Here is an 18,278-nt window from a genome sequence, read left to right on the forward strand (position 1 = left end):
TCGATGGAATGCAAGCGTGATCGTGTCAGCGCGCCGCCCCGCAAGGTCCGTCCCCGTGTGGGTCAAGCCGGTGGTGATCGAAGGCGATCGTCTGCGTGTCCACCTGCGTGGCGTGGCCGATCACAAGGGGATGCGCGTCCAGCGCGATGGTGTGTTGCGTGGTGCTGTCTTTGGCGTTCATGCGTTTGCTCCGTAAGTGGGGTAACGCCATTTACGCTCTGGTGCCGAACGATTGCGAGTCGTTTGCGCACCTTCTATGCGTGGATCGAGGCGCAACAGGAAGCGCTCTTCACCGCGCCGTTGTCGCGTCTGTTGAACGTGATTCAGTTGTCGCAGTTCGGCGCGATCGATGCGGACATCGGCTTCAGCTATGTGCCACTGTGGACGCCGTCGGAAGAGCAACTGGCCAACATGCGCAAGGTGGAAACCCGAACTTGCGCCGGACGGTACGATGGCCCATGACGCGAGTCCCGCGAGAACGCCGTGTCGACGAATGCGAGCGCCACCGAGCTGCCGACTGGCACGACGGAATCAGGATCGGCAAGCCCCGGAAATACGAAGTCAGCGGCGGCGGCTTCCACGAAAATGGGCTGGTTGCGTGAGCAGGCGGCGGGCCTCGCGGCGAACCTCAACATCGAGAGCGGCCTGCGCCCCGACATCACCGGTGACAACGGTGCAGCCTACGGTATCGGCCAGTGGCATCCCGACCGGCAGGGCGAATTCAAACGCGTGTTCGGTCACGAGATCCGTGGGTCGACGCTCGAGGAGCAACTGCAGTTCGAGAATCACGAACTCACGCGCGGGCGCGAGCAGGGGCGGGACGCGCGCTTCGGCAAGCGCGATCAGCGGGTGAGGCGGGTGCGATCGTGTCGGCGAAATACGAGCGCCCTCTGCACGTCGAGGAGGAGAAGGCCAAGCGTTCGGCGGCAGCGAGCCAGTCGTATGCCTCGTTGAACCGCTCGACGGGAGGCGCGGCCGTGCCGACAGCGGCGCCGATGATGGCCGCAGCCTATCCGGCAAGCGCCGGCGGATCGTCAGCCGTCAACAGCCACAACCGCGTGCAGACCCATATCGGCACGGTCAACGTCTATGGTACCGATACGAGCGACGGGCACGCCGTGGTGGCCGGTGCGCGACGAGCTGAAACAGAACGGGCTGATCGCGCAGGGCGCGTGGGGCATGACCTGAGTTCGCGCGACATGCCGCAGTCTTGCCGATTCATGTAACGCGAACATCGATTAATGAAACAGTGAAGTGAGCAGGCGTACCAGCGTCTCGATCATCGTCGTCGGGACTGCTTCCTGGACGGGATTGCGCGGCAGGTCAGCTTGGCGGGAGAGTGCGGCGACATCGATCAGAAAGAAGGGGCTCATGACTGTTTCACCTCGGTTGCGTGATTCGGTTGCGTTTCGGACAGGATTAATTTTGAGATGAAAGGGGTTTGGTCTCCATCGGACGTATCTCAAAATTCTTGGCCCGACGGGCTCGAATCGCCGTAGGAGGTTTTATGCCGCTGATTCCGTTTCCCGACGTGCCGCCGGTGGCAGGCGTGCCGGACCTCAACCGCTTGCCGCTAGCGGTAGGTGTGCTCACCGGCGTGACTCAGGCGTTGCAGGGGCCCGACTACTTCGGATGGCTGCCGGGCGACACACCGCAATGGATCCTCTGTGACGATCAGGGAAACGCGCTCGTGACGCCCGATGCGGTGGTCGATCTCGGCTTTCGCGGCGAGCAGCGCGTTGCCTCCTATCCGGTCGAGCAGGGCGCGTTCGCCTCGTACAAGAAGGTGGCGCAGCCGCAGGAACTGACGTTGCGCCGCGACGTGTTCTTGCTCGAACTGGGGTCTCTGCTCGGGTCGCTCACGCTGGTGAACGTCACGACGCCCGACGAGACGTATCGCGGCTACAACCTGGACCGACTTGACTACCAGCGCCGCAGCTCAGCGGGTCTGTCGCTGATCGTCGCGGAAATTCACCTGACCGAAATCCGCACGAGCGCGCAGGCGTCGTATTCGAACACCGCGCAGCCGTCGGGCAACGATCCGCAAATCCAAGGGTGGGTCTGCACCGCGGCGGAGCTACCTACGCCGACCAATCGGCTCACGCCGGTGCAGCAGGCGGCAGCCAGCATGCACGCCATGTTCGCGAACGCGCAGCAGTCGGTTGAGAAGATCGAAACGACGGCAGCGACGCAACTCACGCAGGGGTTCTCCGGCGTGGCGACCTCGCTCGAGTCCGCTGTCTCCGGCGTGTTCGCCTGACATGCCGACGATCCCGCGCTGGCAGCGACGCCGTCGCAGCGCTTGTCCGTGGCCCTCGCTCAGCAATCGTGCGGGCTTGCCGTCTATCAGAAGCGCACGGGTCTATACCTCGACTTGTATGTCGCGGGTAAGCTTGTCATGGCGGGCGTGTTGTGCCGCAATCACGTGTATCTGGTGCACGAAACGTATCTCGCGTTCACCGGAGACCTCGCGTTCGTTGATACCGCTGGCAGTGACGATCCGCAGTACAGCGGCCTGCGCGCGCTGGCAACTGCCGTATGTCGAGGTTAAGCCGTAAGAGCATGCGATGCCGTTCGCCAAGTGCCGCATCGACGTGACCTTTGCGCTCGCGAAGACGACTTTCCCTAACGGTTCGCAGGTTCTCGATCTGGCGGGTCATCGTGGGCAGGTGAGTCTCGCGAACAACGGCATGAAGTTGGCAGATATGGGCGTGTTGGCGGCGCGGGGGCTGACGGGCATTGCTGTGCGCGATGATCAGGTGACGATCGCGGTGGGCAATGTTGCTAGCGGTGGCAACGGACTCATGAACACTATCTTCGTGGGCACGATGTATTTGGCGGTCACCGACTTCAGCGGCAGTCCCGAGGTGTCGTTCGTCGTGAATTCGTCGAGCGGCTTTCTACAGCGGATTCAGGCCGCGCCGCCGAACGCCTATCCCGAGCCGCAGGACGTCGCAAGTATCATCGGCGGGCTGGCGAGACAGGCGGGTTACGCGTTCCGGAATCACGGCGTGAGCGCGAAGATTTCCGGGCAGTATCTGGCCGGCACGCTGATGGATCAAATCGGGCGCGTGGCGGGCGCGACGCAGACGCTCGTCTTGCTGGATCAAGGCATGCCGCACATCTGGCCCAACGGCGGCGCTCCGGACTTTCCGCCGGCGACGCTGTCGGCCGAGACGGGTATGCGCGGTTAGCGACTTCTCCTGATGTCGGCACATGCATGTCGAGCGATGTCCGACTTGCTGCGCGGCGCTTCCACGCCATTCCATGGCCTCATGGCAGCGACCTCCGAATTCGTCATCAGGCTGCATTCGTTCTGAATGTGACATGGGGCGCGCCTGTGAAGAGCATGACGACCAGCGAAAACCTGTGCGGGCGATACCGTGGTATCGGGTCGGCTGATAGCCATAATCGCCGAGAGGCCACTAGCCAGATTTTTGGGGCGACTCGCGAGGACGTTCGAGTCGTGCGTTTAGTCTAATTCGCGCCACATGCGGCGGCACGTCGCAGGGTTTTCCCGCGAAGATTCCTATACTTGAAGTCAGAGACAGGTCGCTAAGGCCCACACCAAGCGACTATTCGGGCTGTTCGCGCATTGCTCGACCACAGACGATAATTTTCCGGGCCAACCGCACTGGCTCAAAGCAAAGTGGCGCACATTGCCAACTGATTAGGCATGCTACTGATTATCAAATCTAAATCACGGAGATTGCTCATGAAAAAGAATGATGTATCGATGATTGTGCACGAGATCGCGCTTGCGACAAATCACTCGGAAGAGTTGGTCGCGGACTTGTACACGGCTGTTGCTATGGATATGAAGCGTGACGCTCGAATTATGGATTTCGTTCCGTTGCTCGCGGCGAGACGCGTACGCGAAGACCTAAAGGCGCGTCCATCTGCAAAGCAGGGATGTTGACGTGCAGGGTGCGGGTGACTCCGCATCGCGGCCGCGTAGGTCGATTGCTATGCGGTTGCTTTACCTAAAATCCTTCCCATAAATGACGCACGAAGTCGCTTCAATTGATTAACAGGCCGTTGAAATACCCTCTTCGCGGGTCATCCTTGCGCAAGGGAGAAACGTTGATTTAAAGAATCGAACGACACAGAGACGGAAGCGATGCGCGGCCCCGACAGCTACACTGAATCGATGTTCACGATGTCCAGACTGGACGATTTCGTTCCGGCCAATCATCCGCTGCGACCGATTCGCCTGTGGCTGAACGAGGCGCTCACGCGCATGGACGAGGTGTTTTCGCGCATGTACGAGAGCGAGGCCAAGGGCGGTCGCCCGAGCATCGCGCCGGAGAAACTGATACGCGCGCTGTTGTTGCAGGTGCTGTATTCGATTCGCAGCGAACGCATGCTGATGGAGCAAATCTCCTACAACATGCTGTTTCGATGGTTCGTCGGACTGGCGATGGACGATGCGGTCTGGGACCACTCCACCTTCAGCAAGAACCGCGACCGGCTGATGGTCCACGATGTCATGGTCAGCTTGTTCAACGAGACTGTCGAGACGGCTCGCGTCGAGGTCACCTGTCGGGCGAGCACTTTAGCGTCGACGGCACACTCATTCAGGCGTGGGCGGGACACAAGAGCTTCATGCCCAAGACAAAGTCGGATGACGATTCGCCGCCTGAGGGCGGAGGCGGCTCGCAGGAGAACTGGCGCGGCGAGAAGCGCAGCAACGATACGCATGAATCCAGCACGGACACTCAAGCGCGCCTGTTTCGCAAGAGTCGTGGCACGGGCGCGCTGCTTTGTTACATGGGTCACGTGCTGACCGATAATCGGCATGGTCTCGTGGTGAACGCACAAGTCACGCAGGCCAACGGCACGGCCGAACGGGATGCGGCCGCGGAAATGCTTGCGGATGCTGCGCGATTTGCCGGTACGACTATAACGGTCGGTGCCGACAAGAACTACGATACGGCCGGATTCGTGGCGACGTGCCGCGAGAACAACGTGACACCGCACGTGGCGCAAAACGATGCACGCGCGGTGACCCTGCCTCGTTTCCACGTACAGCAAATCATGCAGCGATCAATCTAGCCTCGCAGTCGATTGGAGTGCAGAAATCGATAGAGGTGTGCAGGCGTTCCCGATTGTAGTAGCCCTCGACCCAGTCGACGATATCCAGACGGGCCTGAGCGCGCGTTTCGTAGTGAACCTGATAAATCCTCTCGACCTTAAGCGTTTTGAAGAAGCTTTCCATCGGCGCGTTGTCCCATGCGTTAGCGCGACGGCTCATCGAAACGTTCCGGGCCTGCACGAACCAGTCTCGATATTCACTGTCGCTTTCTACCGAGAACGCCTTCGCAGCGTTGATGAAATCGGCCTGATTGCAGACCTTCACGCAGAAAGCCGCACTATTCGCACAGTTCGACGATGCCGCTCTGTACCCTGCCGTCAGTCGCCGCCAGAATTTGGCACGGATACGCTCGACCGACGAAATCGCCATCGCTGATTTTTTCCGACTCGGCCAGCGCATTGCCGAAGGCAAGAATTTCGGCACGCGATGCCGTGTCGAAATTCTCCGGGGAATCGATTGGTCGGGACCAAACCGTCCGGCCACCGAATGCAACCACGGAAGGCCCGGAAGCACACGAAAACGTGCCGGCCGTCGCTAGCAGTGAGCCCAGCGGACTCAGGACGCCGCAGCGTCATGCCGATACTGCGGACGCTAACGAGCGATCAGGAAGCGCGACTCGTATCGGACCGCAGGGTGCTATTCCAAACTATCAAGCCTGCCCGTCGCGGAGTTCGCGTCGCAGGATCTTGCCAATATTGCTCTTGGGCAGCGCCTCGCGGAACTCGACGAGCTTTGGGCGCTTGTAGCCGGTGAGTCTGTCCTTGCACCAGTCGAACAGATCGGTCTCACGCAACGCGGAATCTCTGCGGACGACGAAAATTTTCACGGCCTCGCCGGAGTGGCGATCGGGGACGCCTACCGCCGCCACTTCGAACACGCCCGGATGCCCGGCCACCACATCTTCGATCTCGTTCGGATAGACGTTGAAGCCTGAGACGAGAATCATGTCCTTCTTGCGATCGACGATCTTCAGAAGGCCGCTTTCGTCCATCACGGCGATATCACCTGACTTGAAGAAACCGTCCGATGTCATGACCTTGGCGGTTTCTTCCGTATGTTTCCAGTAGCCTGCCATCACCTGTGGGCCGCGAATACACAGTTCGCCGGGTCGGCCGAACCCGAGTTCATTGCCGTCGTCATCGCGGATCGACACTTCGGTCGAGGGCAACGGCAGGCCGATCGCGCCGCTGTATGCCGTCGAAACCGGGGAATTACAGATTACGCACGCCGACGTCTCCGTGAGCCCGTAGCCTTCGATAATCGGCACCCCCGTCTTTTCGAACCAGCGCTTCGCCACGGCTTCTTGCACCGTCATGCCGCCGCCGACGACCGCGAACAACTGCGAGAAGTCGAGCTTGTCGAAATCCGGATGATCCAGCATCGCGTTGTAAAGCGTGTTCACGGCGGGAAACATGGTGATGCGGTAGCCGCGCAGCGAATCGATCATGCCGCCCAGATCGCGCGGGTTAGGGATCAACACGGTCAAGCCGCCGGTGTGGATGGTCAGCAGCGCGCAGACGGTGAGCGCGAACACGTGATAGAGCGGCAAGGCTCCGACCGTGGTCAGTTGCGCGATATCGGCGCGCTGTGCACGCGCCGGTTCGAGCCACGCCTGCGTCTGCAGCAGGTTGGCGATCAGATTGCGATGCAGCAGCATTGCGCCTTTGGACACACCGGTCGTTCCGCCCGTGTACTGGAGGAACGCGAGATCGTCGGGACTCGCATTGCCGCGCGTGAACGGCAATCGTGCGCCCTTGGCGAGTGCAGTCCTGAACGTCGTGTGGCCGGGCAGATGCCAGGCGGGCACCATCTTCTTCACCCGCCGAACCATGAAGTTCACCAGGAGCCCTTTCGGGCCGAGCAAGTCGCCCATCGATGCAACCACCACATGCCTGATCGACGTATTCGCCACGACGGCCTGCACTGTAGCCGCGAAGTTTTCGAGCACGATGATGACTTCGGCTCCGCTGTCCTTGAGCTGGTGCTCCAGTTCGCGCGGCGTATAGAGCGGGTTCACATTCACGACCACGTAGCCGGCGCGCAGGATCGCCACGAGCGCGACCGGGTATTGCAGCACATTGGGCATCATGATCGCGACACGCGTGCCCCGCGCGAGACCCTTCGATTGAAGCCACGCAGCAAGCCGCTGCGAGAGCTGATCCAGTTGCGCATAGCTGATCGACTTGCCCATGCACGCGAACGCGGGCCTCGCGCCGTGCTTGCAAAAACTCGCTTCGAACAACTCGGCGATCGAGCCGTTGCGGTTCATGTCGATTTCCGCTGGCACGCCGGGCGGGTAGGAATCAAGCCAGATCTTGTTCATGCTCTTAATGGATGCTTCGGTCTTCGCGTCGCGGGAGATTCGAGGACTTCAGAGTTGTGGACCGAAGCATATGAACAGTGGAATAAGGAAACGAAGTGCTACGCAATACCGCCTTGAGTATCACTTTTTAAGACTTCTTCGAGCGGCGAATCTCGCGAATGCGTTGCCCATCGTCAAGTGAAAAAGTAGCGTGTGAGATGAAAGAAGACCGGTGCGGCAAAGCAGATCGAATCGACGCGATCGAGCATGCCGCCATGGCCCGCGATCATGATGCCCCAGTCCTTCGCGCCCATCGACCGTTTGACGGCGGAGAGCACGAGGCCGCAGATGAAGGCGCCAGTCACCGTGACCGCCGACATCAACGCAGCCTGCCAGAGATTGAACGGCGTGAGACCATGGAGCAGCGTGCCGAGGCCGATGGCGAGCGCGCCGCCGCCGATCAGGCCTTCCCATGTCTTGGAAGGACTCACGAGCGGAGAGAGCTTGCGCTTGCCCCACAGCTTGCCGCAGACATACTGGAACACATCGCTCGACTGCACGACCAGAAGGAAGAACAGCAACAGCGGCCCGTTGTTGCCAAAGTAGTGAGGCAAGGGCAGAAGCAGAAGAGCCGGCGCGTAGCTCAACGAATACACGCATACCATCAGCGCCCATTGGATTCTGGCGTTACGCTCCAGAAAATTCGTCGTATCCTGCGCGAACGCGCTGGCCGCCGGGAGCACGAAGAACATGTACACCGGCATGAAGATGGAGAAAAGGCCATACCAGTGAATCGCGACCAGCAGGTACTGAACGGGCAATGCGACGTACCAGGCGAGCACGAGCGGCCAGTAGTCGGCCGCCCTGGTCGGCGTGAGCGTGATGAATTCGCGCAGTGCGAAGAACGAGCAGATGAAGAACAGGAACAGGGTCGCGTAAGGGCCGAGCCAGAGCGCGACGGTGACCACGGCGATCATGACCCACCACGCCGAGATGCGCTGGTTCATGTTGACGATCGTCGTGTTCTGCGCGCCGTACTTCACGCGCAGCACGGCTCCCGCAATCGTGAAGAGACAGAGCAGGGCGAGTACGCCCACGATGGTGATCCAGAATACGTGCGGCATGGCTAGCTCCTTACCGGGTCTTTGACCTTGATGACCGCGTCGCGCGCCATCGCGAGGAATTCGTCCTTGTCGAACGCTGCCGCCCCCGGCACGGCGTCTCCGAAGGACACCTGACAGTTGAATGGCACCGGAAGCAGCTTGCCCTTGGGCATCGCGCGGACCAGATCGGCGAGATACACGGGAATCAGTTGCACGTCGGGGAATTCGCGCGAGAGCCAGTAAAGACCGCTCCTGAACGGGGCGATCTCGCCGGTCTCGCTGCGAGTACCCTCCGGAAAGAGAATGATCGACCAGCCGGACGCGAGTGCGTCGCGTACGAGCTGAAGCGGGTCTTCGCCTTCGGTGCGCTGGCGTGTCACGTAGACGACGCCCAGCACGCGCTTTGCAATGAAACGCCGTACAGGCGTGGCCTCCCAGTAGTCGCGCGCCGCCGCGGGGCGCACGCTTGCGCGCACATCCGGCGGCAGCGCCGTCAGAATGGCGAGCGTATCGACGTGGCTCGTATGGTTGGCGAAGTAGATCGTCTGTCGCGCTGACGGCGGCACGCTCGCGAAGCGGCCGCGCGCGCCCACCACGAGACGCACGACGCCAAGCAGTCCGCGCTGCATCACGTTACGCATGACGGGCCTCCTCGGCGTCTCGTCGAGTCCGACGCAGATCGAGCACGAGGGCGCGCGTGCGGGTGATGCATGTCAGTGCGCTGCCTGCCGCAATGATCGCGAGACCCGCAAGCAGGCTGACGTGCGGCCGGTGCAGCCAGATTTCGGCGATCGTCGCGGCGCAGGCGAGCGTGAGCACCGCCATCCGATGCTGTTTGGCCATCGGCCCGATGAAGCGCTGCGGCAGTCCCGCGGAACCGCCGAACACGCGCACGTAGGCGGTGAGCGCGGCAAACAGTGACGCGGCCCATCCGAGCGACGCCGCGCCGCACGCGTAGCCTGCGGCGATGAGCAACACGCTGTCCGCGAGGCGATCCGGAAACTCGTTGAAGATCGGCCCGACGATGGACTTCTTGTCGCCCTCTACCGCGACGAGGCCGTCGATGACGTTGCACAACAGCCGCAACTGGACGCAGGCGATGACGATCAGCATGGCGAGCACGCTGTCGGTGCGTAGCAGCGCCAGTGCGCCCATCGTCGCAAAGACCACGCTCGCGGCCGAGATCTGATTGGGCGTGACGCGTGTATGGGCGAGCCAGTTGGAGAGCGCGACGATTGTCGTATTGCTGCGTGATTTGATCGGGCGCCGGTTATCGTCCATGATCTGCTGATTTGCGAGGGAAGGGATGGAGTCGGAGCGATTCGCGAGAAGACTTGCCGGGTCGGGCATGTGATTCAGCGGCCTTTTGTGGACTCATCGCACTTTGTGGAGTCGTGGTGGAAGATCGGCGTGCGGTGCTGCGCGTGGGAACGTCTTCGAGCTGATCTCATTGCCACCGTGATTCGAAGTGCACGAACTTAGCATTGCAGAAGATATATGGCAACGGGATTAATTTGAGATGCTGATTCGTCGAGAACGTGTTCGATCGCGTGGAATGGCGAGAGTCACCTCTTTATTGGGCGGGGTGACGATCTTCGGGTTCGTGCCGTTGCGGTGTTTGCACGATTTGGCGTCGTCGGTCTCGGTCGTCAGCATGCGCTCGGCGAGTTGCTTCTTGAGTAAGCCGGGTTTTGTGAAGGCTCCAACTCTCGAGACAATGGAGCTATGAACAGGAAGGCAACCAAGTTTTCCCCAGAAGTCCGCGAGCGCGCAGTGCGCCTGGTTCGCGAGCAGCGTAGTGAACATCCGCCGATGTGGGCGGCGGTCGAATCGATTGCGCCGATGATCGGCTGTACACCGCAGACACTGCACTAGTGGCTCAAGCGCGACCAAGTCGACCTTGGTGAGCGCGCTTTCCGCCCAGGCGGAGCTCGACCGCTGTTTCAAGTCCGGAAGGCCTTTTGTCGATCAATATCGCGATACCTTCGGGGTCGAGCCGAACTGCAAGGTCTTGCGGATTGCCCCGTCTGGCTACCGACGCCATGCCGCACAGCTTCGCGATCCGTCCAGACGCTGCGCTCGAGCGAACCGCGATCAGATCCTGCAACTCGAGATCAAGCGCGTCTGGCAGGCCAGCATGCAGGTCCATGGCGTGCCGAAGGTCTGGAAGCAAACGAATCGGGAAGGTATTGCGGTGGCAGTCCGCCCGTCAGACCGAACATGATGATCTGTCCGGTGGTGACGTCCTTGTTCGCGAAGCGTCGCTTGATGTCATTCGCGTGCGCGCGTTCATGTGCGTCCTGATACTCTGCCGACGACACATCAAGCCCCGTCGTTTCACTATGATGACCGTGCTCGACATACTCGACGTCGTAGTGGTGGCTGTGCCGCTCGTGGCTGATCTGCACGCGAGCCGTGAACTGATGCGGCTCGGGGATCGCTTCCTTGGATTCGAGAAAGCCATCACGTTCCCGGAAGGTAAAAACCTGCTGGGTGCCGTCAGGCCGCTTCGTCTCGATGACAACCTGTTCCGGGCGAAGCTCGCCGTGCCGATGCCCTTCCCGGAAGAGTCGAAAGCGGGGCGGCACGCCGTCCTCGAAGATCTCCAGTCGAACGAAGCCATGTCCCGTATCGATGCGCTTCGTCTCATCGCCGTGTTCATGGTGGTGATGGTGGTGCTCGGCGGCCATCTGTTGGTCGCGCCGCGTGCGCCAGATCATCCAGGTAGCCACCAGCACGACCAGGACAGCGGACGCGAGCTGAAAGTAGGGCTCGGTCGTCTCGGGATTGAGATTCCTGCCGAAGTACATGCCAGCGAGTGCCACGGCCCAGACCACCGCCGTATGCGAGATGGTGGCCGAAAGACCGAGCAAGACAGCCTGGCCGACGGTCCCGCGGATCGCGACGATAAACGCGGCCATCATCGTCTTCGAATGACCCGGCTCGAGTCCGTGGAGTGCGCCCAGCAGCACGGCGCTCGGGATGAACAGCCAGGCACTCGCCGTGCCTTGCTGCAAAAGCGTTGAAAAATCAGTCATTTCAGTTTCAAAGATACTTGGTAATGGCTTTGAGCTCGGCGAGTGACTCCGCCGTGCTCTGCTTGCCCTCGCGCACCGTCGCTTCCAGACAATGGTCGATGTGGTCGCGGATCAGCGTTTGTTTGGCGCTGGAGACCGCGCTCTCGACCGCCTGCAGTTGCTGGGCGATATCGAGGCAGGGCTTCTCCGCTTCGAGCATGGCGATCACGCTTCGCAGATGGCCCTCGGCCCGCTTGAGCCGTTTGATGATGTCGGGGTGAGAAGTGTGTACGGACATGGTGGTGATTGGCTGCAAGTAAGACGTGGAAGTCATCCTATCCACGGGGACAGGATAATAACTCATTGTGCCACGAGCTGGAGCGTGACCCTGGCAACCTGACCGTCTGCCTCAAAGTTTACTTGTAGCGATAAATACAGCCGTGTAGAGTTCGCTACATGGAAACCCTCTCGATGTGGTCGTTGCTCGTCCTGACGTTGCCGACCGAAAATGCGACCGCGCGCATGCGTTTCTGGCGCGCGCTCAAGGCCAAGGGCTGTGGCGTGCTGCGTGACGGCATATATCTGCTGCCCTATTCGGCGCAGCGGGAAGCGGCGCTGCGTGAACTATCGGTGGCGATCGGAGAGAACGGCGGCACCGCGTACCTGCTGCGCGCCCCGAGCCTGGATGCGGAGCAGGACGTCGAATTCCGCGGATTGTTCGACCGCTCCGAGGACTATGCGACGTTCATCCAGTCGCTCACGGAGTCGCGCAAGACGGTCGCCGGCCAGTCGGAGAGCGAACTCAGGCGCTTGCTACGTCGGGTGCGCAAGGATTACGAGACGATCGTCGCGATCGACTATTTCCCGGACGCAGGCGCGACGCGTGCCGAGGCAGCGTTGCAGGACTTCGTGGCGCACGTCGATACCGTTCTCTCGCCCGGTGAGCCGCATTCGGCCGAGCGAGCCATCCGGCCGCTGGCGATCGCGGATTATCAGGGCCGGACGTGGGCTACGCGTCGGCACCTATGGGTGGATCGCGTCGCCAGCGCCTGGCTCATTCGGCGCTTTATCGATCCGGACGGCCGTTTCCTCTGGCTGACCTCTCCCGACGCGTGCCCGAAGAATGCGCTGGGCTTCGACTTCGACGGAGCCGCGTTCACGCACGTAGGCGAGCGGGTGACCTTCGAGGTGCTGCTGGCGAGCTTCGACCTTGAGCGCGACCCGGCGCTGCTACGGCTCGGCGCGATGATTCACGTCATGGACGTGGGTGGCGCACCCGTGCCGGAAGCGATTGGTTTCGAGGCGATCATGGCGGGCGCCCGCGAACGTGCCGCAGACGACGACGCGTTGCTCGACGAGATGTCGCGTGTCCTCGACTCGATGTACGCCCACTTTGCAGCCAGCGCAAAAAGCAGCGACGCGGGGAGTCGTTCATGAGAACGACCGCGGCGGTCACGCCTTCCTACTCGCTCGGCCAATTGGTGCGCTACATGCTCAAGCTCGGCACATTCGGATTTGGCGGGCCGGTGGCACTCGTTGGCTATATGCACCGCGATCTGGTCGAACGGCGCGCCTGGATCACGGACGACGACTATCGTGAAGGGCTCGCGCTCGCGCAGATGATGCCGGGGCCACTGGCCGCCCAGCTTGGGATCTATCTCGGCTATGTCCACTACCGCGTGCCCGGTGCGACGGCTGCCGGCATTGCGTTCGTGGTTCCCTCGTTTCTGATGGTGGTGGCGCTCGGTTGGGCGTACGTGCACTTCGGCGGCTTGCCATGGATGCAGGCGGTGTTCTACGGCGTCGCTGCAGGGGTGGTCGGCATCATTGCAATAAGCGCCTACAAGCTCGTCAACAAAACCCTCAAGACTGACAAGCTGCTGTGGGCCATCTTCCTGCTGTTGGCTGTGGTGACGATCGTGACGGAGTCGGAAATTGCCTGGCTGTTCATTGCCGGCGGCTTCGTGAACATGTTTTATCGCGCACCGCCGCGCTGGCTTGGCAGAGGCGGCGTCAACGCGCTGGCAGCCGCGCATGGACCGGCGCTCGGTGGACTCATGAGCGGAATCGATGTTTCGCTGCTGACTCAGATCGGGCTTTTCTTCGCCAAGGCGGGCGCCTTCGTGTTCGGCTCGGGGCTCGCGATCGTGCCGTTCCTCTATGGCGGTGTCGTCACGGAGCATCACTGGCTCAACGACAAGCAGTTCGTCGACGCGGTTGCGGTCGCGATGATCACGCCCGGCCCGGTCGTCATCACCGTCGGGTTTATCGGCTATCTGGTCGCAGGATTGCCCGGTGCGTGCGTGGCGGCGCTCGGTACGTTTCTGCCCTGCTATCTGTTCACGGTCTTGCCCGCTCCGTACTTCAAAAAGTACGGGAGGCTCCCTGCCGTCAAAGCCTTTGTCGACGGAATCACAGCGGCTGCGGTTGGCGCGATTACCGGCTCGGTGATCGTGATCGCACGTCGCTCCATTGTCGACTGGCCGACGGCGCTGCTGGCGTTGGTCACCGTGCTCGTGCTCTGGCGTTTCAAGAAGTTGCAGGAGCCGATGGTCGTCGGGGCGGCCGCGCTGATCGGTCTCGTCGTTTATCCGCTCGCTCATCTTTGAGTCGGCTGAAGCCGTGGGCCAGAAGCGAACTGGAGACACGACCTCCGTACACTACGAGGAGACATCATGGCAAACCGTCGTACATTCCTGCATCAGACCGCTGCGGCGGGGGCCGGTTTAATGATCGCGAATTCCGATTCCGCTCACACTGCGGAAGAGGGCGGCTATATCGACAAGCTCACCGACGCGGAAGGCAAATATGCCGCCGGGCCGCTACCGTTCGCATTCGACGCGCTGGAGCCTGTCATCGACGCGCGCACTGTCGAACTGCACTATAACTTCCATCACAAACCGGCCGTGGCGGCAGCGAACAAAGCCGAAGACGCGCTGAGCAAAGCGCGTGAGTCCAACGACTTCTCGCTCGTGAAGTATCACGAAAAGGAACTCGCTTTCCAACTGTCGAGCCATATCCTCCACACGGTTTACTGGGCGAGCCTGTCAGGCAAAGGTGGCGAGCCGAGGAACGAGCTGGCCCAGGTCATCGACAAGAATTTCGGCTCTTACGCGAGGTTCAAAGCGCAACTTGTGGCAGCCACGATCGCAACGGAAGCGTCCGGTTGGGGCGTGGTGGGCTATTTGCCTTCGACCGGCAAGCTCATGATCCTCCAATGCGAGAACCATCAAAAGCTCACAGCATGGGGAATCCAGCCGATTCTCGTGCTGGATGTGTTCGAGCACGCGTACTACCTGAAGTATCAGAACCGGCGCATGGAGTACGTCAATCAGCTCTTCAACATTCTGAATTGGGATAACGCAGCCATGCGCCTGCAGGGGGCGATGCCTGTCCGGCGCGCGTGACCGAACGGGCGTGGACAGCCGAGCGGAGACAGCGCATGAATGCCTCGCTGAAAATTTCTTCTCTGTCTGCTTTACTCGCCGCAACCCTGAGCCTTGCGGTCACGTTCACATGGTTCATCGCGCCTGCCGCGTTCGCAAGATCGAATGGACGCACGTCCGAAGCGCCATCGCTGCGTCACGTCGCCGATGTTCCTTTGCCGGGTCGTGCCACGCGCTTCGACTACGAAAGCGCGGACCCTGCGCGCGGCCTGCTGTTCATCGCACATCTCGGCGATAGCGAGGTGCTCGTCTTCGACACGAATGCGGATCGCGTCATCGCAACCGTTCCCGGCGTGGCGGACGTACATGGCGTGCTCGTCGTTCCCGAACTCGGACGCGTCTTTGCATCGGCGACCGGAACAAACGAGGTCGTCGCAATCGATGAAAGTACGTTAGAAGTCGTTGCGCGGATGCCCGGCGGTGGCTATCCGGACGGGATGGCGTACGTCCCTGACACGCACAAGCTGTATGTCTCCGACGAGTCTGGCAAGACTGAGACTGTCATCGACACAACGACGAACAAGCGTGTCGCGACCATTGCGCTCGGGGGCGAAGTCGGCAACACGCAATACGATCCGGTCTCGCGCCATGTCTTTGTGAATGTCCAGACGCGGCGGCAATTGATCGAGATCGACCCCGCGAAGGATGCCGTCGTCGCGCGCATCGACTTGCCAGGAGCCAAGGGCAATCATGGCTTACTGATCGTGCCGGATCGTCGGCTCGCATTCATCGCATGCGAAGGGAATGATCGGTTGCTCGTGCTGGATATGCAGACGAAGCGTGTTTCTCAAGCCTTCGACGTCGGCGCTGATCCCGACGTTCTCGCTTTTGATTCATCGACCCGGACCGTGTATGTCGCGGGCGAGCAAGGCATGGTTTCTCTGTTCCAGATAGATCCCACGGGAGTCAGGCATCTGGGCGACGAACAGTTAGGGCCTGACGCGCACGTCGTCTATGTCGACGCCAAGACGCATCGCTCCTACTTTCCGCTTATGAAAGTCGAAGGGCACCCGCTGCTTCGGATCATGGCGCCTCGGTGAAGAAAGATTTGGGTTGCGAAGCATCATCGGGGGACTCGGCTAACAAAGGTTCAATCAATCGAACGGAGCATTCAAATGAGGACACTGGTCGGAGTAATTACGCTGATCGCCGCCGCCTCGGCCTGCGCGACGCCACCACATGTTAGCGACGGCAGACTCGTCGATGAAGACGGCATGACGCTCTACTCGTTCAGCGGGAAAGGTGCACCCGATGCCGAATCCTGCGAGGGCGATTGCGTAAGAAACTTCCCGCCTGCACTGGCGAGTCCGGGCGATATGGCCAGCGACAAACTCGGAACGGTCGATACTGCAAGCGGCGATCGACAGTGGACGTATCGGGGCAAACCGCTATACCGCGGTCTGATGGACAAAAAACCGGGTGATCGTGCGGGGGACGGGCTTAATACTGTTTGGCACGCTGTACCAGTGCGTTGAAGTTGCGTGTCATGACGAGCCTGAACGTGATCCTCAATCGGCCCAATCTTCCGAAGGTCGCGACCACGGGCCAGTACAGCGATCTCGCGGGGACACCAACCGCCTTCATTCCGCCAGGTGCCTTGTTGTCGTTCTTGGGCAGCGCCGTGCTGGTGGGCTACCTGCAAAAATCCGAAACATCGCGCCAAACGCAAACCCCACTCCCCGCTATATCCGTCCATACATCCCGTCCTATACAAACAATAAAAATGTTTTGCTTTCACCGATGGTTGTTCTGCCCCAACATGAAGTGATTTGTAAAAACACACGGAGCGAGACATGGGCAACACCACAGACCTGAAACGCTACGAATTGCTGATCGACGGCGAATTCGTTCCCCCGAGCGGGGGCGAATACTCGACGAACCTCGATCCCGCCACGGAAAACCCCATCTCCCGCGTGGCGCAAGGAACGTCCGCCGACGTCGACCGCGCCGTGCAAGCCGCGCGCGCCGCGCTCAAGCCGTGGAACGCGATCCGCGCCGCCGAGCGCGGCCGGATCCTGATGAAGCTCGCCGAGTTGCTGCGCGAAAATCAGGAAGAACTCGCGGCGCTCGAAAGTCTTGACGCGGGCAAGCCGATCGCGGGTGTGCAGCGCCAGGACGTACCGGCCGCCATCGATACCCTCGCGTACTACGCCGGCTGGTGCGACAAGATCAACGGCCAGGTCGTGCCCGCGCGCCCCGACGCACTGACGTACACGATGCGCCAGCCCGTCGGTGTCGTCGCGGCGATCGTGCCGTGGAATTTCCCGCTGATGATCGGCATGTGGAAAATCGCGCCCGCGCTGGCGTGCGGCTGCACGCTGATCGTGAAACCCGCCGAAATCACGCCGCTCTCCGCGCTGATGGTCGGACGGCTCGCGCTGGAAGCAGGCGTGCCGCCGGGCGTGCTCAATATCGTGACCGGCAAGGGTTCGGTCGTCGGCGACGCGCTCGTCGCGCATCCGGGCGTCGACAAGGTGACGTTCACCGGCTCGCCATCGGTCGGGCGCGGCATCCTGCAGGGCGCGGCCGGCAATTTCAAGCGCGTCACGCTGGAACTCGGCGGCAAGTCCGCCAACGTGATTTTCGCGGACGCCAATCTCGATGGCGCCGTGCGCGCGGCCGCCTCGGGCATCTTCTTCAACGCCGGCCAAGTCTGCTCGGCGGGCTCGCGGATTCTCGCCCAGCGCGCCGTATACGACGAAGTCGTCGAGCGCCTCGCGCAACGCGCACGGACGATCAAGCTCGGCGATCCGTCGCAGCGCGAAACCAACATGGGCCCGCTCATCTCCGCCAAGCAGATGAAGAGCGTGCTGGACTACGTGGACATCGGCAAGGAAGAAGGCGCGTCGCTCGTGACGGGCGGCAGGCGCTCAGGCGAGCGCGGTTATTTCGTCGAGCCGACGGTGTTCGCGAATGTCGAACACGAAATGCGTATTTCGCAGGAGGAAATCTTCGGACCGGTCGCGAGCGTCATTCCCTTCGACGACGAAGCCGACGCGCTGCGCATCGCCAACGGCACCGCATACAGTCTCGCCGCCGGTGTGTGGAGCGCGGATATCGGCCGGGTGCATCGCATGGCTGCCGAGCTCAAGGCGGGCACGGTCTGGGTGAATACCTACGGCTTCACCGATGTGCGCCTGCCGTGGGGCGGCGCGGGCGATTCCGGCTTCGGCCGCGAACATGGCGACGTCGCCATCGAGAATTTCACCGAGCCGAAGTCGGTTTGGGTCGCACTGACGCCCTGAATTTGACGCCGCCGCGGGCAACCGCGGCGAACATGCGCAAACGCAAACCATGCAAAAGGGCGGTCCGGGA

At 61.4% G+C, this 18,278-nt stretch carries 22 protein-coding genes, 4 pseudogenes and 1 other annotated feature; of the genes and pseudogenes, 16 read left to right on the forward strand and 10 right to left on the reverse strand.

Going from position 1 to position 18,278, the window contains the following annotated elements; all coding sequences use genetic code 11:
- Positions 1-25: 25 nt before the first annotated feature.
- Positions 26-181, reverse strand: coding sequence for a hypothetical protein (locus NOV72_RS32245; protein WP_181290979.1), 156 nt, complete (start codon positions 179-181; stop codon positions 26-28).
- Between the two features lie 62 nt (positions 182-243).
- Between NOV72_RS32245 and NOV72_RS10695 the strand changes: the two genes are divergently transcribed.
- The 3 genes from NOV72_RS10695 (at position 244) to NOV72_RS32700 (ending at position 1,226) form a co-directional block, all read left to right on the forward strand.
- The gene (locus NOV72_RS10695; protein WP_245932983.1) at positions 244-462 is read left to right on the forward strand and encodes an anti-CBASS protein Acb1 family protein; all 219 of its coding nucleotides are present in this window, start codon (positions 244-246) and stop codon (positions 460-462) included.
- Between the two features lie 123 nt (positions 463-585).
- The gene (locus tag NOV72_RS32695; RefSeq protein WP_106854553.1) at positions 586-954 is read left to right on the forward strand and encodes a phage tail tip lysozyme; all 369 of its coding nucleotides are present in this window, start codon (positions 586-588) and stop codon (positions 952-954) included.
- Positions 867-1,226, forward strand: a complete 360-nt coding sequence (locus NOV72_RS32700) for a hypothetical protein (protein ID WP_146149986.1) — start codon at positions 867-869, stop codon at positions 1,224-1,226. Before NOV72_RS32695 ends, NOV72_RS32700 begins: the two co-directional genes overlap by 88 nt.
- 12 nt (positions 1,227-1,238) lie before the next feature.
- Here the strand turns inward: NOV72_RS32700 and NOV72_RS32980 are convergent, their stop codons facing one another.
- Positions 1,239-1,373 (reverse strand): hypothetical protein, encoded by a 135-nt coding sequence (locus tag NOV72_RS32980; RefSeq protein WP_281261804.1) that lies wholly within the window; start codon positions 1,371-1,373, stop codon positions 1,239-1,241.
- 134 nt (positions 1,374-1,507) lie between these two features.
- Here NOV72_RS32980 and NOV72_RS10705 point away from each other — a divergent pair, with 134 nt between their 5' ends.
- The 5 genes and pseudogenes from NOV72_RS10705 to NOV72_RS10725 all read left to right on the forward strand — a co-directional run.
- Positions 1,508-2,260, forward strand: coding sequence for a hypothetical protein (locus NOV72_RS10705; protein WP_106854554.1), 753 nt, complete (start codon positions 1,508-1,510; stop codon positions 2,258-2,260).
- A gap of 48 nt (positions 2,261-2,308) precedes the next feature.
- The gene (locus NOV72_RS10710; RefSeq protein ID WP_245932984.1) at positions 2,309-2,551 is read left to right on the forward strand and encodes a phage baseplate plug family protein; all 243 of its coding nucleotides are present in this window, start codon (positions 2,309-2,311) and stop codon (positions 2,549-2,551) included.
- 16 nt (positions 2,552-2,567) lie between these two features.
- Positions 2,568-3,194 carry a hypothetical protein gene (locus tag NOV72_RS10715; RefSeq protein WP_106854555.1) on the forward strand — a complete coding sequence of 209 codons (627 nt, stop codon included), beginning with the start codon at positions 2,568-2,570 and terminating at the stop codon, positions 3,192-3,194.
- A gap of 521 nt (positions 3,195-3,715) precedes the next feature.
- Positions 3,716-3,919, forward strand: a complete 204-nt coding sequence (locus NOV72_RS10720; protein WP_106854556.1) for a DUF3562 domain-containing protein — start codon at positions 3,716-3,718, stop codon at positions 3,917-3,919.
- Between the two features lie 201 nt (positions 3,920-4,120).
- Positions 4,121-5,004, forward strand: a pseudogene (locus tag NOV72_RS10725) (IS5 family transposase); the annotation flags it as partial.
- A 31-nt stretch (positions 5,005-5,035) separates the two neighbouring features.
- Here NOV72_RS10725 and NOV72_RS10730 read toward each other — a convergent pair.
- From NOV72_RS10730 to NOV72_RS33120, 6 genes and pseudogenes are all read right to left on the reverse strand, one after another.
- Positions 5,036-5,263 (reverse strand): annotated as a pseudogene (locus NOV72_RS10730) (integrase core domain-containing protein); the annotation flags it as partial.
- Positions 5,264-5,744: 481 nt separating this feature from the next.
- The gene (locus NOV72_RS10740; RefSeq protein ID WP_106854558.1) at positions 5,745-7,418 is read right to left on the reverse strand and encodes a long-chain-fatty-acid--CoA ligase; all 1,674 of its coding nucleotides are present in this window, start codon (positions 7,416-7,418) and stop codon (positions 5,745-5,747) included.
- Positions 7,419-7,591: 173 nt separating this feature from the next.
- The gene (locus NOV72_RS10745) at positions 7,592-8,521 is read right to left on the reverse strand and encodes a phosphatidate cytidylyltransferase (RefSeq protein WP_106854559.1); all 930 of its coding nucleotides are present in this window, start codon (positions 8,519-8,521) and stop codon (positions 7,592-7,594) included.
- A gap of 2 nt (positions 8,522-8,523) precedes the next feature.
- Positions 8,524-9,141, reverse strand: a complete 618-nt coding sequence (locus tag NOV72_RS10750) for a lysophospholipid acyltransferase family protein (protein WP_106854560.1) — start codon at positions 9,139-9,141, stop codon at positions 8,524-8,526.
- Entirely contained in the window at positions 9,134-9,781 is a 648-nt protein-coding gene (locus NOV72_RS10755; RefSeq protein ID WP_106854561.1) for a CDP-alcohol phosphatidyltransferase family protein, read from the reverse strand. Before NOV72_RS10755 ends, NOV72_RS10750 begins: the two co-directional genes overlap by 8 nt.
- Positions 9,782-10,042: 261 nt before the next feature.
- Positions 10,043-10,186 (reverse strand): annotated as a pseudogene (locus NOV72_RS33120) (IS256 family transposase); the annotation flags it as partial.
- A 39-nt stretch (positions 10,187-10,225) separates the two neighbouring features.
- Between NOV72_RS33120 and NOV72_RS10760 the strand changes: the two are divergent.
- Positions 10,226-10,700, forward strand: a pseudogene (locus NOV72_RS10760) (transposase family protein); the annotation flags it as partial.
- Positions 10,409-10,526: a sequence feature (AL1L pseudoknot), on the forward strand. It overlaps the preceding pseudogene by 118 nt.
- On the opposite strand, the gene NOV72_RS10765 reads toward NOV72_RS10760, so the two are convergent.
- Together NOV72_RS10765 and NOV72_RS10770 are read right to left on the reverse strand one after the other, a co-directional pair.
- On the reverse strand, positions 10,615-11,538 hold the full coding sequence (locus NOV72_RS10765; RefSeq protein WP_106854562.1) for a nickel/cobalt efflux transporter: 924 nt from the start codon (positions 11,536-11,538) through the stop codon (positions 10,615-10,617). The pseudogene NOV72_RS10760 and the gene NOV72_RS10765 sit on opposite strands and share 86 nt — an antisense overlap.
- A 7-nt stretch (positions 11,539-11,545) precedes the next feature.
- Positions 11,546-11,851 (reverse strand): metal-sensing transcriptional repressor, encoded by a 306-nt coding sequence (locus tag NOV72_RS10770; protein WP_281261805.1) that lies wholly within the window; start codon positions 11,849-11,851, stop codon positions 11,546-11,548.
- Between the two features lie 122 nt (positions 11,852-11,973).
- On the opposite strand from NOV72_RS10770, the gene NOV72_RS10775 reads away from it, so the two are divergent.
- From NOV72_RS10775 to NOV72_RS10800, 7 genes are all read left to right on the forward strand, one after another.
- Positions 11,974-12,954, forward strand: a complete 981-nt coding sequence (locus NOV72_RS10775; RefSeq protein ID WP_106854563.1) for a chromate resistance protein ChrB domain-containing protein — start codon at positions 11,974-11,976, stop codon at positions 12,952-12,954.
- A complete protein-coding gene (locus tag NOV72_RS10780) occupies positions 12,951-14,126 on the forward strand; it encodes a chromate transporter (RefSeq protein ID WP_106854564.1) in 1,176 nt (391 codons plus the stop codon). Before NOV72_RS10775 ends, NOV72_RS10780 begins: the two co-directional genes overlap by 4 nt.
- A 66-nt stretch (positions 14,127-14,192) precedes the next feature.
- Positions 14,193-14,924, forward strand: coding sequence for a superoxide dismutase (locus tag NOV72_RS10785; RefSeq protein ID WP_245932985.1), 732 nt, complete (start codon positions 14,193-14,195; stop codon positions 14,922-14,924).
- A gap of 35 nt (positions 14,925-14,959) precedes the next feature.
- Positions 14,960-16,003, forward strand: coding sequence for a YncE family protein (locus NOV72_RS10790; protein WP_106854566.1), 1,044 nt, complete (start codon positions 14,960-14,962; stop codon positions 16,001-16,003).
- A 75-nt stretch (positions 16,004-16,078) separates the two neighbouring features.
- Positions 16,079-16,438 (forward strand): COG4315 family predicted lipoprotein, encoded by a 360-nt coding sequence (locus tag NOV72_RS10795; protein WP_106854567.1) that lies wholly within the window; start codon positions 16,079-16,081, stop codon positions 16,436-16,438.
- Between the two features lie 11 nt (positions 16,439-16,449).
- The gene (locus NOV72_RS31910; RefSeq protein WP_146149987.1) at positions 16,450-16,731 is read left to right on the forward strand and encodes a hypothetical protein; all 282 of its coding nucleotides are present in this window, start codon (positions 16,450-16,452) and stop codon (positions 16,729-16,731) included.
- Positions 16,732-16,756: 25 nt separating this feature from the next.
- Positions 16,757-18,208, forward strand: coding sequence for an aldehyde dehydrogenase family protein (locus NOV72_RS10800; RefSeq protein ID WP_106854568.1), 1,452 nt, complete (start codon positions 16,757-16,759; stop codon positions 18,206-18,208).
- Positions 18,209-18,278: the final 70 nt, after the last annotated feature.

It is taken from the genome of Caballeronia novacaledonica (assembly GCF_900258035.1).
Taxonomy (GTDB): Bacteria; Pseudomonadota; Gammaproteobacteria; order Burkholderiales; family Burkholderiaceae; genus Caballeronia; species Caballeronia novacaledonica.

Excerpts from the sequence above, each read along its gene's own strand:
- NOV72_RS10785 (WP_245932985.1), top strand. The coding sequence starts at position 14,193 with ATGGCAAACCGTCGTACATTCCTGCATCAGACCGCTGCGGCGGGGGCC.
- NOV72_RS10755 (WP_106854561.1), bottom strand. The coding sequence starts at position 9,781 with ATGGACGATAACCGGCGCCCGATCAAATCACGCAGCAATACGACAATC.
- NOV72_RS10775 (WP_106854563.1), top strand. The coding sequence starts at position 11,974 with ATGGAAACCCTCTCGATGTGGTCGTTGCTCGTCCTGACGTTGCCGACC.
- NOV72_RS32695 (WP_106854553.1), top strand. The coding sequence starts at position 586 with ATGGGCTGGTTGCGTGAGCAGGCGGCGGGCCTCGCGGCGAACCTCAAC.
- NOV72_RS10765 (WP_106854562.1), bottom strand. The coding sequence starts at position 11,538 with ATGACTGATTTTTCAACGCTTTTGCAGCAAGGCACGGCGAGTGCCTGG.
- NOV72_RS32245 (WP_181290979.1), bottom strand. The coding sequence starts at position 181 with ATGAACGCCAAAGACAGCACCACGCAACACACCATCGCGCTGGACGCG.
- NOV72_RS10795 (WP_106854567.1), top strand. The coding sequence starts at position 16,079 with ATGAGGACACTGGTCGGAGTAATTACGCTGATCGCCGCCGCCTCGGCC.
- NOV72_RS10800 (WP_106854568.1), top strand. The coding sequence starts at position 16,757 with ATGGGCAACACCACAGACCTGAAACGCTACGAATTGCTGATCGACGGC.
- NOV72_RS10720 (WP_106854556.1), top strand. The coding sequence starts at position 3,716 with ATGAAAAAGAATGATGTATCGATGATTGTGCACGAGATCGCGCTTGCG.
- NOV72_RS10790 (WP_106854566.1), top strand. The coding sequence starts at position 14,960 with ATGAATGCCTCGCTGAAAATTTCTTCTCTGTCTGCTTTACTCGCCGCA.
- NOV72_RS10770 (WP_281261805.1), bottom strand. The coding sequence starts at position 11,851 with ATGACTTCCACGTCTTACTTGCAGCCAATCACCACCATGTCCGTACAC.
- NOV72_RS32980 (WP_281261804.1), bottom strand. The coding sequence starts at position 1,373 with ATGAGCCCCTTCTTTCTGATCGATGTCGCCGCACTCTCCCGCCAAGCT.
- NOV72_RS10750 (WP_106854560.1), bottom strand. The coding sequence starts at position 9,141 with ATGCGTAACGTGATGCAGCGCGGACTGCTTGGCGTCGTGCGTCTCGTG.
- NOV72_RS10780 (WP_106854564.1), top strand. The coding sequence starts at position 12,951 with ATGAGAACGACCGCGGCGGTCACGCCTTCCTACTCGCTCGGCCAATTG.
- NOV72_RS10705 (WP_106854554.1), top strand. The coding sequence starts at position 1,508 with ATGCCGCTGATTCCGTTTCCCGACGTGCCGCCGGTGGCAGGCGTGCCG.
- NOV72_RS10740 (WP_106854558.1), bottom strand. The coding sequence starts at position 7,418 with ATGAACAAGATCTGGCTTGATTCCTACCCGCCCGGCGTGCCAGCGGAA.
- NOV72_RS10715 (WP_106854555.1), top strand. The coding sequence starts at position 2,568 with ATGCCGTTCGCCAAGTGCCGCATCGACGTGACCTTTGCGCTCGCGAAG.
- NOV72_RS31910 (WP_146149987.1), top strand. The coding sequence starts at position 16,450 with ATGACGAGCCTGAACGTGATCCTCAATCGGCCCAATCTTCCGAAGGTC.
- NOV72_RS10745 (WP_106854559.1), bottom strand. The coding sequence starts at position 8,521 with ATGCCGCACGTATTCTGGATCACCATCGTGGGCGTACTCGCCCTGCTC.